The 13,035-nt window shown below is 70.6% G+C and carries 12 protein-coding genes; 7 read left to right on the forward strand and 5 right to left on the reverse strand.

Annotated features, from left to right (window positions below; genetic code table 11):
* The first annotated feature begins 44 nt into the window (after positions 1-44).
* From ACIBKY_RS02700 to ACIBKY_RS02710, 3 genes are read left to right on the forward strand one after another with little or no spacing between them, the layout of a single operon-like run.
* A complete protein-coding gene (locus tag ACIBKY_RS02700; protein ID WP_397093852.1) occupies positions 45-905 on the forward strand; it encodes a hypothetical protein in 861 nt (286 codons plus the stop codon).
* Positions 906-947: 42 nt separating this feature from the next.
* Positions 948-1,877: a glycosyltransferase family 2 protein gene (locus ACIBKY_RS02705; RefSeq protein ID WP_397093853.1), complete on the forward strand. Its 930-nt coding sequence runs from the start codon at positions 948-950 to the stop codon at positions 1,875-1,877.
* Positions 1,878-2,933, forward strand: a complete 1,056-nt coding sequence (locus tag ACIBKY_RS02710) for a glycosyltransferase family 4 protein (protein WP_397093855.1) — start codon at positions 1,878-1,880, stop codon at positions 2,931-2,933. It abuts the gene before it with no gap.
* Here ACIBKY_RS02710 and ACIBKY_RS02715 read toward each other — a convergent pair.
* The 3 genes from ACIBKY_RS02715 to ACIBKY_RS02725 are packed head-to-tail and all read right to left on the reverse strand — an operon-like array spanning position 2,840 to position 5,964.
* Positions 2,840-3,793: a lysylphosphatidylglycerol synthase domain-containing protein gene (locus tag ACIBKY_RS02715; protein ID WP_397093857.1), complete on the reverse strand. Its 954-nt coding sequence runs from the start codon at positions 3,791-3,793 to the stop codon at positions 2,840-2,842. The genes ACIBKY_RS02710 and ACIBKY_RS02715 overlap by 94 nt on opposite strands.
* Before the next feature lie 9 nt (positions 3,794-3,802).
* Positions 3,803-4,873, reverse strand: coding sequence for a hypothetical protein (locus ACIBKY_RS02720; RefSeq protein ID WP_397093859.1), 1,071 nt, complete (start codon positions 4,871-4,873; stop codon positions 3,803-3,805).
* Positions 4,874-4,893: 20 nt separating this feature from the next.
* Positions 4,894-5,964, reverse strand: coding sequence for an SPFH domain-containing protein (locus ACIBKY_RS02725; protein WP_397093861.1), 1,071 nt, complete (start codon positions 5,962-5,964; stop codon positions 4,894-4,896).
* 178 nt (positions 5,965-6,142) lie between these two features.
* Between ACIBKY_RS02725 and ACIBKY_RS02730 the strand changes: the two genes are divergently transcribed.
* The 4 genes from ACIBKY_RS02730 (at position 6,143) to ACIBKY_RS02745 (ending at position 10,175) form a co-directional block, all read left to right on the forward strand.
* Positions 6,143-6,958 (forward strand): methyltransferase domain-containing protein, encoded by an 816-nt coding sequence (locus tag ACIBKY_RS02730; RefSeq protein WP_397093862.1) that lies wholly within the window; start codon positions 6,143-6,145, stop codon positions 6,956-6,958.
* Entirely contained in the window at positions 6,955-7,851 is an 897-nt protein-coding gene (locus ACIBKY_RS02735) for a YbhN family protein (RefSeq protein WP_397093864.1), read from the forward strand. The genes ACIBKY_RS02730 and ACIBKY_RS02735 overlap by 4 nt, the downstream gene beginning before the upstream one ends.
* A 93-nt stretch (positions 7,852-7,944) precedes the next feature.
* Complete coding sequence (locus tag ACIBKY_RS02740; RefSeq protein WP_397093866.1) at positions 7,945-9,063, forward strand: glycosyltransferase family 4 protein; 1,119 nt, start codon at positions 7,945-7,947, stop codon at positions 9,061-9,063.
* A 20-nt stretch (positions 9,064-9,083) separates the two neighbouring features.
* Positions 9,084-10,175: a sugar phosphate nucleotidyltransferase gene (locus ACIBKY_RS02745; RefSeq protein ID WP_397095433.1), complete on the forward strand. Its 1,092-nt coding sequence runs from the start codon at positions 9,084-9,086 to the stop codon at positions 10,173-10,175.
* 285 nt (positions 10,176-10,460) lie between these two features.
* Here ACIBKY_RS02745 and ACIBKY_RS02750 read toward each other — a convergent pair whose 3' ends face one another.
* Together ACIBKY_RS02750 and ACIBKY_RS02755 are read right to left on the reverse strand one after the other, a co-directional pair.
* Positions 10,461-11,357, reverse strand: a complete 897-nt coding sequence (locus ACIBKY_RS02750) for a DNA-3-methyladenine glycosylase family protein (RefSeq protein WP_397093867.1) — start codon at positions 11,355-11,357, stop codon at positions 10,461-10,463.
* Between the two features lie 73 nt (positions 11,358-11,430).
* Positions 11,431-12,957 (reverse strand): alpha/beta hydrolase, encoded by a 1,527-nt coding sequence (locus ACIBKY_RS02755; protein ID WP_397093868.1) that lies wholly within the window; start codon positions 12,955-12,957, stop codon positions 11,431-11,433.
* Positions 12,958-13,035 lie beyond the last annotated feature (78 nt).

Below are 13,035 nucleotides of genomic sequence, written 5' to 3' on the forward strand. Positions count from 1 at the left end.
CCCCATTTGACCTAGATCGTGGGTGATCGCGATTATGTGTCGCCATGAGGCGTACGTGGGTGGTCGCGGCGTTAACGACGGCGCTGGCGACCAGTGGAATGGGCTCGGCTGCGGCCGACACCCCGGCGGACAGCACGCTGGGCGAGACCTCGGTGAACGAGGCTCAGGAGAACAGGGACGCCGAGCCGGGCGCCGGCGACGTGAGCGTCGAGCCCGGGAGCGGCGCGGACGGGGTGGTCGCGGTCGCGGTCTCGCCGCTGCCGACCCCCAAGGCCGCCTGGCCTACGACGGGACGCCTGACGGTCTACCTGTGCTCCAAGGCCAGTCTCCAGAAGAAGTGCGACGGCCGCGGGCCGGACGACGAGCAGAAGCGGAAGATCGAGCGGCTGCTGAAGCGGCTGTCCGGGCTGTCCGGCTTGCGGTACGTCTCCGAGGACGAGGCCTACCGCAACGCCCGCGAGGACGGCCTGCGAGTGCGGAAGGGCGCCATTCCGGCTTCCTTCCGGGCGGAGGTCAAGGTCCCGAACGTGAAGCTGGGCCCGAAGCTGGAGAAGCTGCCCGGGATCACCACGGCCAGGGTCTGGCGGACGGACTTCTGGGCAGGGCGGGCGCAGGCGAAGGTCGAGCTCTGCGGTGCGGCCAACTGCCCGGGGCGCGGCGCGATCACCGACCACGAGCGGGACGCCGTCTTCGAGGCGCTGCGCACCCTGCAGGGCGTGAAGAAGGTCTACCTGGAGTCGCGCCGGCACGCGATCGACAACTGGCGCCGCGTCACCCATGAGAACAGGACGCCCGCCGTGGGCGAGTACTTCCATCTCGTGCTGACGGACGCCTCGGTGTTCGAGCAGATTCGCCCTGCTCTGCGGGGTCTTCCGGGGGTGGATCAGGTTTCCCGGCATCGCTGATGTGGACGCCGCGTTCCGCTGGGCAGAGTAACCTCGACCCACGTGAGCACGCCTGAGACCCCCCAGAGTGGACCCGCCGTGGAAGAAGCGCCGTACGTCACGATCGTCCTGCCCTGCTACAACGAGCAGGATCATGTCATCGACGAGGTCGAGCGAATCACCGAGGCGATGGACTCCAGCGGCTACACCTACGAGCTCGTGGCCGTCGACGACTGCTCGACGGACGCGACGCTGGCGAAGCTGCAGGAGGCCGCCCCGCGATTCCCGAACATGCGGATCCGGGCGTTCCACCGCAACGGGGGATCGGGCACCGTACGCAGGATCGGCACCCAGGAGGCGCGCGGCGAGATCGTCGTGTGGACCGACGCCGACATGACCTACCCGAACGAGCGCATCCCCGACCTGGTCCAGATCCTGGAGAAGGACCTGACGATCGACCAGGTCGTGGGCGCGCGCACGTCGGAGGAGGGCTCGCACAAGCTGCTGCGGGTGCCGGCCAAGTGGGTGATCAGGAAGGTCGCCGAGAAGCTCGCCGGCCAGAAGATCCCGGATCTCAACTCCGGTCTGCGGGCCTTCCGCAAGTCGGTGGCGCGGCCGTACCTGCGGCTGCTGCCTCCCGGGTTCTCGTGTGTCACGACGATCACGCTGTCGTTCCTGTCGAACCAGCACGACGTCTACTACCTGCCGATCGGCTACGCCAAGCGGGCGGGCAAGTCGAAGTTCAGCTTCATCTCCGACGCCTACCGCTACATCCTGCAGGTCCTGCGGATGATCATGTATTTCAACCCGCTGAAGGTCCTGATGCCGCCGGCGTTGTGGCTGGTCGGCATCGGGTTCGTCAAGGGCGTGTGGGACATGGTCCAGCATCCCTTCTACTTCCCGGCCAACACCGTGATGATCTTCCTGTCGGGCATGCTGATCGGCGCCGTCGCGCTGCTGGCCGACCTGATCGTGCGGAGCAGGGGAGAGTAGGTGCGGATCGCGATCGTCGGCCCGACGTACCCGTACAAGGGCGGCGGGGCGCAGCACACCACCGAGCTGGCGCACCGGCTGAGCGCGCTGGGTCATGACGTGGTGATCGAGTCGTGGAAGGCCCAGTATCCGGGCTTTCTCTACCCCGGCCGGCAGACGATCTCGGCTCCTGAGGGCCGGCCGTACCCGAAGACGCTGCGCAGGCTCGACTGGCGGCGGCCGGACGGGTGGGTGGCGTGCGGGCGGCGGTTGCGCGGCGCCGACCTGGTGGTCTTCGCGGTGCTCAGCCCGGTGCAGGTGCCCGCCTATCTGGGAATTTCGTATGGCATCGCGGGCAGGGCCACGACGGTGGCGCTGTGCCACAACGTGTTGCCGCATGAGCGCAAGCCTTACGACAGGCCGCTCATGAAGGCGCTGCTCAAGCGGGTCGACAGGGTGCTCACACACTCGGAGCAGCAGGCGGCGCTGGCCGGGGAGCTCACGGACAAGCCGGTCCGGGTGGCCGCGATGGCGCCCCACCTTCCCTCGAAAAATGCCGAAAAATCGGGGCAAGTCCACAACAATCTGCTGTTCTTTGGGATCGTCCGGCCGTACAAGGGGCTGGATCTGCTGCTCAGGGCGTTGCCGGACGGCGTCGGGCTGACCGTCGCCGGGGAGTTCTGGGGCGGGCTGGAGGAGACCGGGCGGCTCATCTCCGAGCTCGGCATCGGCGACCGGGTCGAACTGCGGCCCGGGTACGTGGCCGCCGAGGACGTGCCGGAGCTCTTCGCCCGCGCCGACGCCCTGGTCCTGCCCTACCGCAACGCCACCGCCAGCCAGAACGTGTGGCTCGGCCACGAGCACGGCGTCCCGGTGATCGCCACCCGGGTGGGCGCGCTCGCCGACCACATCACCGACGGCGTGGACGGCCTGCTGGTCGAACCGGAGGACGTCGAAGGGCTCAGAAAGGCGATCGAGCGGCTCTACGCCGACCCGGTCGGGTTGCGCTCCGGGGTCAAGTCGGTGGACCCGGAGCCGTTCTGGTCGGCGTACGCGGCGGCCTTGCTGGATTCCTGACGGCCCAGCAGGAAGGCGACTCCGGCCGCGGTGGCGTCGGCCAGCGTGAAGGCCACCCGCGACAGCAGCGCCACCGCGAAGGCCGCGCCCGTGCCGATCAGCGGGGTGAACACCAGCACCAGCGCGCCCTCGCGCACGCCCACCCCGGCCGGCACCACGAACGTCAGCAGCCCGGTCGCCCAGGCGAAGGCGTAGGCGCCGGTCGCCAGTACGTAGAGGTCCCACCGGCCGGCCAGCAGCATGGTGTGCACGCCGTAGATCAGCCAGCCGAGCGCCGTCCACGCCACGGCCACCAGCACGGTACGGCCCGGCAGCACGCTCTCCAGCGGCTCCTTGCGCGCCAGCCGCAACGCCAGGTTGAGCCCCCAGGTCAGCACCTTGGGATGCAGGCAGACCACGATGACCGGGACGATGAGCAGCAGGTACCAGGCCTTGCGCAGCGCCTCGTGCGTGGCCAGCGTGGCCGCGGCGATCGTCAGCGCCACCCCGAGGTTGATCACCAGCGCGAGCGAGATGCACGCGAACGTACGCCGCGGCGGGCTGCCGTGGTCGCGCCCGAGATCCATCATGGCCGCGTAGGCCCAGACCGAGCCCGGGATGTACTTGCCCAGCTGGCCCACGAACATGATCCGCCCGCTCACCCGCAACGACAGCGGCGAGCCCAGCCCGGCCAGCACCTCCCGCCAGGCCACCAGCATGCAGAACTGCCCGGCCAGGACCGCGGCGAACGCCCCCGCCAGCGCCCAGGGCGACAGGCCGGACAGGGCGGTCGTGGTCTCACCCCAGTTCTTGGCCAGGCCGTACCCGAGAAATCCGAGCGCGACCAGCGCGAGCAGGACACGCAGCAGGCGGCGGAGCATTCGCCAAATCTACGCGCGGTTGGCGATGATTAGCCAGACGACGAGGCCGATGAGCGCGGCGGCCGCCAGCGCGGTAAGGGTGATTTTGACCCAGCTGTAGGGGCGCTGGCCCTGAACCTCCCCGGTGACGCCGTTGATGAGCACCTGGTAGGTCTTGCCGCCGAACAGGTAGCAGCCGATCCACACCGGCAGCAGCAGGAGCTTGAACGTGACATGGGTGTACGTCGTGTCGACCGTGCTCACGCGCTGCTCGTCGCCGCCGATGTCCCGGCGGCAGTCCTGCCTGATGACCTCGGCCATCTCCTGCTTGGCGGCCTCGATGCCCTGTTCCGGCTCGACCTCGTAGCGCAGGGTGTGGTGGCCGGAGATGTAGGCGGGCTCGAAGGGGAGGGCCTGGCCGGTGGGCCACGGTTCAAGCTCGGCCAGTTGCTCGGGGGTGACCCGGTGGGTCGCGGCCACGAGCACGTCGTCGAAGTGGCGCGAGACGGTGCCGGAGGCCGGCCACCAGCGGGTCTTGCGCACCTGGCGGGTCTTGGTCTCGCCGTTCTCCGTGTAGGTCTCGGTGACGTAGTAGTGCTCGCCGCGCGAGCCGGTGTAGTCGGACGTGGTGCCGGAGTCGAAGGTCCAGTGCGGGACATATGTGGACTTCATCGACTCCGCCTCGCTGACCTTCTTGAGGCGGTTGGGGGCGAACCAGCGGGACTTCACCCAGCCGCGCAGCGCCGTGCGCGAGCCGTTCTTGTCCAGCGCGAACGGGACCACGGCCTCGGGCGCGATCTGGCCGCCCGCCGTGGTGTCCGCGACCAGCGCGGCGCCGCAGAACTGGCAGCTCTTCGACAGCGCGTCGCTCTCCGTGCGCGCGCCGCACCCCGGACAGGCACTCTGGTGTACGGCTACCGCCGCCACCCGCGGCTTGGCCAGGAAGGCGGCGTAGTCGTGCTCGCGCACCGCCCGTTCCGGGGCGGCGATGCGCTGCTCGAAGCCGCAGTACGGGCAACGCTGCACGCTGGTGCCCGGGGCGTAGGCGACGCTCGCGCCACAGCCCGAGCACGGATGGGTGGTTTGTGCGGGGGAGGACAAATCCGGAGCCTTTCTGCGGTTCAGGCGGGCGGGAGCGGCGGGGGCGTCTGGGCGAGCAGCCCGGCGAGCTCGGGGACGTCGCGGGCGGGCGACCACTGCGCCATCCCGGCCTTCCACACCAGCGTCTCGGGCGTGAGGCCGGTGTTCACGAGCGCGGCCTGGTCGTAGGGGCCCTTGCGCTCGCCGCCGACGCCGACGTACCACTGCGCGGACGGCAGGGGCGGCGGCGTGGCGGGCGGCGGTGCGGCGGGCGGTGCGAAGGCCGAGGCGGCGGCCTGCTGGCCCGCCACCATGCCGACTCCGAGTCCCATGGCGCCGTTGGGGTTCCCGGCGGCGGCCTCCACCGCGTTGGCCGCCTGGAACTGGGAGTAACGTCCCAGGTCGCCGACGATGCCCATCTGGGTGCGCTTGTCCAGCGCCTGCTCGACCTCGGGCGGCAGCGAGATGTTCTCGATGCTGAAGTTCGGGATCGAGATGCCCACCTCCGCCAGGTCGGCGCTGAGCACCTCGGCCAGGCGGCGGCCCATCTCGTGCTGCTTGGCGGCCAGGTCGAGCACGGGCATCCCGGCCGTGGCCAGCGCGGGCGCGAGCCGGCTGACGATCATCTGGCGGAGGTAGCCCTCGACCTCCTCGGTCCTGAACTGCTGGTCGGTCCCGGCCAGTTCGGTCAGCAGCTTCCTGGCGTCGATGACGCGGGCGGAGTAGGCGCCGAAGGCGCGCAGCCGGATGGGGCCGAACTCGGCGTCCCTGATCATGACGGGGTTCTGGGTGCCCCACTTGAAGTCGCTGAACTGGCGGGTGCCGACGAAGTACACCTCGGCCTTGAAGGGGGAGTGGAAGCCGTGCTTCCAGCCCTTGAGCGTGGACAGGATCGGCAGGTTCCGGGTTTCCAGCGTGTACGTGCCGGGCGGGAAGATGTCGGCGATCTGGCCCTCGTTGACGAAGACCGCGACCTGCGACTCGCGCACGACCAGGCGCGCGCCCATCTTGATCTCGTTCTCGTAGCGGGGGAATCGCCAGACGATGGTGTCGCGGCTGTCGTCGAGCCACTCGACGATGTCGACGAACTCGCCCCGGATCTTGTCGAACACGCCCACATTTCCCCCCAAGGTCGGAAATATCTGGCGGGCACGCTACCAAAGGGCGTTTGACAACTGATTAACGCGCGGGCCCGGTACTGTGGGGCAGCGTGGCGGGAGCGAACCCGGCGCACTGAGCGGAGTGGTCGCGAGGAACGAGCGCCCGCGGAGGAGGAACGGCAAGCGACCCATGAGCAGGCAACAGCAGCTCGAATACTCCGAGTTCCAGGCGGCGATGCTCGACGAGGGCAAGCGCCGCCGCAAGGCCGCGAAGATCATCGCGGTGCTGGAGCACTTCCACGGGCCGCTGGCGGGGCTGACCGTGGGCGACGTGGGCTGTTCCGCCGGATTCATCGCCGACGAACTGGCCGGCGCGGGCGCCAAACACACGCTGGGCATCGACATCGACGTGCCCGGCCTGCGCAAGGCCGCCGACCGCTTCGGCGAGCGGGTGGCGTTCGTCTGCGGTGACGGCACGGCGCTGCCGTTCCCCGACCGCTCGGTGGACGTGCTGGTCTTCAACCACATCTACGAGCACGTGGTCGACCCCGACGCGGTCGTCGCCGAGATGCACCGGGTCCTGGCCGACGACGGCGTCCTCTACCTCGGCCTCGGCAACCGGCTCGGCATCATGGAACCGCACTACAAACTGCCGTTCCTGTCGTACCTGCCGCCGTCGCTCGCCGACCGTTACGTGCGCGCCTTCGGCCGCGCCGACCACTACTACGAGCGCTTCCGCACCCGCCGCGGGCTCAAGCGCATGCTGCGCGCCTTCCACGTCTGGGACTACACCTTCCCCGTGCTGGCCACGCCGACCCGCTTCGCCGGTGGGGAGCTGTTCCCCGGCGTGCTGGGCAAGGTGGTGCGGGCCGTACTGGCGAAAACCCCCCGTGAGGTGCTCAAGCTGCTCCTCCCGGTCGTGCCGACCTACCTGTGGGTGGCCACCAAGACGCCGCGCCGTCCGCGCGGCGCCGCACTCCCGCAGCCGCCGGAAAGAGTGCTTTGAGTACGGCGGAGCCGCGCACGGCACGCCGCTCCGTGGTGAAGAAGGTGGTCAGGTTCGGCTTCCTGGCCATCGCCCTGGGCTTCGGCACCTGGGCGGTCGCCTCCCAGTGGGACGCCGTGGCCGCCGGGTTCGCGAAGCTGTCGTGGCCCATGGTGGCCGCCTCGCTGGTCGCGGTCGTTGCGGCGCTGCTGGGCGCGATGCTCACGTGGCGCACGCTCCTCGCCGACCTGGGCTCGCCGCTGCCGTTCAGGTCCGCGGCCAAGGTCTTCTTCGTGGGCCAGCTCGGCAAGTACATCCCCGGCGCCGTCTGGCCGGTGATCGCGCAGATGGAGATGGGCCGCGACCTCGGTGTGCCCCGGTCGCGCAGCGCCGCTGCGTTCTTCCTGATGATGCCGATCCAGCTGGCCACCGGCCTGCTCGTCACGCTCGGCACCCTCGGCTGGGACCGCTACGGCTGGCTGCTGCTGGCCCTCCCGGTGATCCTCGTGCTGCTGGAACCCAAGGTCATCAACGCGGTGATCGGGTTCGGGCTGCGCAAGCTCAAGCGCGATCCGCTCGAACGCCCGCTCACCCGGCGCGGCATGCTGACCGCGCTCGGCTGGGCGCTGGCCGGTTGGGCCGCCTACGGTGCGCACCTGTACTTCGTCGCGCCGCAGACCGGGCTGCTCTTCGCGATCGGCGCGTTCGCGCTGTCGTGGTGCCTGGGCATCCTGACCTTCGTCGTGCCCGCGGGGGCGGGGGTGCGCGAGGTGGCCATGGTGGCGGTGCTGTCACCGGTCATGGATCGAGGCTCGGCGATCGCGGTGGCCCTTGTGTCGCGGATTGTCATCATCGTCGGTGATCTGATCTGCGCGGGTATCGCCGGATTCGTTGCGCGTCGCGACCGTGTGTGAGTTGGACCACGTTTTTGGGGACGCTGGTCTTAGGCTGAACGAGAGAGGGGGACAACCGGTCCCACGTTGATCTTGAGGGGAGAAGATCTTCGTATGCCTCGTGTGCTTGTCGACGCCGCCGCGGTCCCCGCTGACCGCGGTGCGTTGATCCGATATGTAGACGGCCTCATCGGCGCCCTTCACCGGGCCGGGGCCGACCTCGTGGTGGTCTGCCAGCGTTCCGACGCGGAGCGTTACGGCAGGCTGGCGCCCTCCGCGCGGATCCTGCCCGGACCCGTCGCCATCACCAACCGGGCCACCAGGCTCGCCTGGGAGCAGACCGGGGTACCCCTGCTCGCCCGGCAGGCCGGAGCCGACGTGATCCACGCGCCCTACTACTCCATCCCGCTGCGCTCCGGCCTGCCGACGGTGGTGACCGTCCACGACGTCACCTGGTTCACCGAGCCCGACCAGCACGGCACGGTCAAAGCGTCCTTCTTCCGCTCGGCCACGCGCACCGCCGTGCGACACGCCCGGCGGGTCATCGTGCCCTCCAAAGCCACCCGCGACGAACTCGTCCGCGTCCTGGCCGCCGACCCCACCCGCATCGACGTCGCCTACCACGGCGTCGACCAGGAGATCTTCCACCCGCCGACCGAAGAGGAGACCCGGCGCGCGGCCGAGCGGTGCGGACTGCGCGACCAGCGCTACGTCGCCTTCCTCGGCGCGCTGGAACCGCGTAAGAACGTTCCCAACCTCATCCGCGGCTTCGCCATGGCCGTCAAGAGCCTGCCCGACCCGCCCGCGCTGGTGATCGGCGGCGGCGTGCACGAGGACGACGTCGACGCCGCCTGCCGCGAGGTCGAGGCCACGGTCAGGGTCATCCGCCCCGGCTACCTGCGCAGCCCCGACCTGCGCGGGTTCCTCGGCGGGGCGCTGGTGGTGGCCTTCCCGTCGAAGGGCGAGGGCTTCGGGCTCCCGGTGCTGGAGGCCATGGCCTGCGGTACGCCCGTGCTGACCACCCACCGCACCTCGCTGCCCGAAGTGGGCGGGGACGCGGTGGCGTACAGCGAGCCGGACGCCGACAGCATCGCCACGGCGCTCGGCCAGCTCCTGGCCTCCTCCGAACGGCGGGAGCAGCTCCATCGGGCCGGACTGGCGCGGGCCCGCGAGTTCACCTGGGACGCCTCGGCCGAGGCGCATCTCTGCTCCTATCAACGGGCGGTCGAATAGTTGGATAACCTCGCGGAGTGATGGAGAGCTCTTTGCCAGGCCTCGAGGCGATCCTCCTGGTCGGGGGCCAGGGTACGCGCCTGCGCCCGCTGACACTGGGCACGCCCAAGCCGCTGCTGCCGACCGCCGGTGTGCCGTTCCTGGCGCACCAGCTCGCGCGCGCCCGCTCGTTCGGGGTGCGCCGCATCGTGTTCGCCACCTCCTACAAGGCGTCGATGTTCGAGCCGGTCTTCGGCGACGGCGCCGACTTCGGGCTCAAGCTGGAGTACATGACCGAGGAGACGCCCCTCGGCACCGGCGGTGCCATCCGCAACGCCGCCCAAGCCCTGACCGTCTCCTCCGACGCGCCCGTCCTCGTGCTCAACGGCGACATCCTGTCCGGTCACGACATCGGTGACCAGATACGCGGCCACGTGGACCGGCAGGCCGCCGTCACCCTCCATCTCACCGAGGTCGACGACCCGACCCGGTTCGGCTGCGTGCCCACCGACTCCTCGGGCCGGGTCACCGCCTTCCTGGAGAAGACCCCCAACCCGGTCACCAACCGCATCAACGCGGGCTGCTACGTCTTCACCCGGTCGGTGATCGACTCGATTCCCGCCGGGGAGGTCGTGTCCGTCGAACGGCAGACCTTCCCGGGGCTCATCGAGTCGGGCGAACTCGTGCTCGGTTACGCCGACCGCACGTACTGGCTGGACGTCGGCACGCCGGCGGCGCTCGTCCAGGGCTCGCGCGACCTCGTACTCGGCAAGCTGGCCTCACCCGCGCTCCCCGGCCCGACCGGCGAGCACCTGGCGTTGCCCGGCGCCCTCCTGTCCCCGGAGGCGAAGGCGGTGGGCGGCACCGTCGTGGGCGCCGGGGCCCGGGTCGAGGCGGGCGCCACGGTGACGGGCAGCATCCTGCTGGACGACTGCGTGGTCGGCGCCGGTGCCACGGTGACCGACTCGGTGGTGGGCGCGGGAGCCCGGATCGCCGCGGGCGCGGTGGTACGCGACGCGCTGATCGGCGACCGGGCGGTGGTGGGGGCGGGCAACGAACTGCAGGCGGGCATCCGGGTGTGGCCCGACATCCAGCTCCCGGACTGCGCCGTCCGCTACTCCAGCGACGTCTAACCCCCAGACAACACGGGCACCCGCGACCCCCTCAGACACGCGGCGCCCCCAGACACGCGGCGGGCCGGGCACGCGGCGCCCCAGCGCACGCAGTGTTCGGTGGCGGTGGCGCGGGGTGCGCCGCGCCGGGGCCGGGCTGCCTGTGTGCTTGGGGTGTCCACGCTTGGGGTGGCTTCGCTCCGGGTTTTGTGGGTTGCCCGAGCAGTCTCTGCTGGGGTGCGTGGTGGGGATCGCCGGGAGGTGGTGCGGGGAGTGCTCACTGAAGAGAGGTGCCGTGAGGGGGAGTTAGAAGGTGCGGTAGTCGCGGATGGGCATGCGGGGGCCTCGGGGTGGGGGGCGGAGGCCGGTCAGGCCGATCAGGACGGTGGCGCGGTGGCGGTGGCCGGTGTAGGGCTCCAGGAGGCGCATCATGCCGGGGTCGTCCGTCTTTTCGCCGGTCAGTGCGTAGCCGACGATCTTGGCCAGGTGGAAGTCGCCGACGCTGACGGCGTCCGGGTCGCCGAACGCGCGCTGGCGGACCTCGGCGGAGGTCCACACGCCGATGCCGGGCAGGGTGCGCAGGAGGCGGTCGGCCTCGGCGCTGGTCGTCGCGGACTCGAGTTTCGTCGCGTGCCAGGCCGCGGTCGCGATGGTTTTCGCGCGTACGGCCTCCGCCCCCGACCGGTGCCACGCCCAGGTGGGGATTTCGCGCCAGACACCGGGTTCCGGCACGACGCGCATGCCTTCGGGGGCCGGGCCGGGGGCGGGTTCGCCGTAGCGGTTGAGTAGCCAGCGCCACGCCCGCCACGCCTCGCGGCCGACGACCTTCTGCTCCAGGACGGCGGGCACGAGGGCTTCCATGACGCGGCCGGTACGCCCGATGCGCAGCCCCCTGTGCTTCCGGAAAACGTCCTCCAAAACCGCATGTTTCACGGTAAATCCGGAAGCATCATCGTCAGCCCCCATCAACCCGGGCAACGTTTCCAACAGCCAGTCCGCTCCCGGGCCCCAGGCGTGGCCGTAGACGGTGGAGGATTTGAGGGAGACGCGCAGGGTGCCGGGGCCGGCGGGCGTGCGGGACGTGCGCCAGATCGCGCCGTCGCGCCCCTGCCGCCAGGTGGGGTCGCCGCTGCCGCGCCGGTGCGGGCCCACGACGAGGCCCACGTCAACGGGCTCGTCCGGCGTCCACGCTCGCTCTTTCACGCCTCCAGTGTGCCCGTACCCGCGCGGCCTGGACGACCGCGCGGGTCAAGGGGACGGCGTCAGCCGTACCGGATCAAGAAGGGAAACCCCATCCGGGGGTGCCGGGCTTCGGCGGCGTGAACTCCCGCAGAGACCTGACCTCGGACGGCGGCACCGCGGGGCAGCGGGCGCCGGGCGCGGGCAGGCGCTGGGAGAGCAGGTACGCGTCGATCGTCCCGGTCGCGCAGGCACCGCGGCCGTAGACGATGTGGCCCCAGCCTTCGTAGGTGAGCAGCCGGCCCGAGCGGCCGAGCTGCCGCGCGGTGCCGAGCGCCCACGGGTAGACCGTGGCCGGGTCGTGCAGTGAGTTGGCCACCAGCAGCGGGGTCTTGGTGCGGACCTTCAGGTCGTGCTGCGGGTTGGGGATCGGGGCGGGCTGGCCGAGGCAGGAGACGACCGGGAAGATCGCCAGGCTGCTGTAGCGCATGTCGGGCGCGATCTTGCTCTGGCGGCGGACGTGTGAGTTCCACTCGCGGTAGTCGCGCACGGGCAGGCGGAAGTCCAGGCAGAAGATCTGGAACGGGTTCGGCTGAACCTCCTGTGTACGGTCGACGGCCGGGGTCAGGGCGCCCGTGCTCAGCGTCCCGGTGCTGAGCAGCTCGTCGATGGTCCGGGAGAGCTCCGGCCAGCCGCGCGGGTCGTAGAAGCGGCCGACAGCGAAACTGACGATGTCGAAGGCGGTGAGCTTCGCGCCGGGCTGTCCGGGGACGGAGATCTCGCCACGGTCGGCGCGGGCCAGGAGGTCCTTCCAGATCGCCCGCAGGTCCTTGCCGTGCTGCAGGCAGGAGGTCTCACGCTTGCACCATGCGGCGAACTCGTTGAACGCGTCCTGCGCGCCCCACGTCTCGGTGTCCATGAAGCCGCGGGTGCCGAGGCTGTGGTCCATGGTGCTGTCGAGCGTCAGCGCGCGTACGCGCTGGGGGAAGTTCTCGGCGTAGAGCTGGCCGAGCAGGGTGCCGTAGGAACCGCCCCAGTAGGTGATCTGACGCTCGCCGAGCGCGGCGCGGAAGGCGTCGAGGTCCTTGGCGGTGCTGAGCGAGTCGACGTGGTCGAAGACCGGGCCGGTACGCGCCCGGCAGTCGGCGCGCAGCCGCTCGTTGTAGGCCAGCCGCTTGTCGAAGTCGGCCTGGCTCGTCATGAGCGGGTGGGGCGCCTCGGCCAGCACCGCGGTGGAGCAGAGCACCGGGTTGCTGCGGTTGGTGCCGCGCGGGTCGAGGCCGACGACGTCGAAGCGGCGCAGGAGCTCGGGGCTGAGGTACTGCGGGGCGAAGAGCACCTCTTCGACCCCGGACCCGCCGGGCCCGCCGGCGCCCAGCACGAACGCGCCGATCCTGGCGGACGGGTCGGTGGCCTTGCGCCGCGCCACGCCGACGTTGAAGGTGCCGCTCGCCGGGTTGTTCCAATCCACGGGTACGGCCAGCGTCCCGCATTCGACGGCCGGATCCTCCGGGCACGGAGCCCACGCGACGGCCGGTTTGGCGGGCGTCGCGGCCGAGGCCGTGGGCGCCAGCAGGGACAGGGGAACCAACAGCCCTGTTAACAGGGCGGCGAATCTTCGCATGACTTGATCATCAGTTGCGGAACCCGGTCAGGGAAAGGGACCTGAGGAGGGTTGGAGGAGTAGGTCCTAGGGAGGAGC

The sequence above is a fragment of the Nonomuraea sp. NPDC050394 genome (assembly GCF_044459065.1).
Lineage (GTDB): Bacteria > Actinomycetota > Actinomycetes > Streptosporangiales > Streptosporangiaceae > Nonomuraea.

What these genes read in the sequence shown, in the direction of transcription:
- ACIBKY_RS02745 (WP_397095433.1), top strand. Translation starts at nt 9,084, where the DNA reads ATGGAGAGCTCTTTGCCAGGCCTCGAGGCGATCCTCCTGGTCGGGGGC.
- ACIBKY_RS02715 (WP_397093857.1), bottom strand. Translation starts at nt 3,793, where the DNA reads ATGCTCCGCCGCCTGCTGCGTGTCCTGCTCGCGCTGGTCGCGCTCGGA.
- ACIBKY_RS02700 (WP_397093852.1), top strand. Translation starts at nt 45, where the DNA reads ATGAGGCGTACGTGGGTGGTCGCGGCGTTAACGACGGCGCTGGCGACC.
- ACIBKY_RS02740 (WP_397093866.1), top strand. Translation starts at nt 7,945, where the DNA reads ATGCCTCGTGTGCTTGTCGACGCCGCCGCGGTCCCCGCTGACCGCGGT.
- ACIBKY_RS02755 (WP_397093868.1), bottom strand. Translation starts at nt 12,957, where the DNA reads ATGCGAAGATTCGCCGCCCTGTTAACAGGGCTGTTGGTTCCCCTGTCC.
- ACIBKY_RS02730 (WP_397093862.1), top strand. Translation starts at nt 6,143, where the DNA reads ATGAGCAGGCAACAGCAGCTCGAATACTCCGAGTTCCAGGCGGCGATG.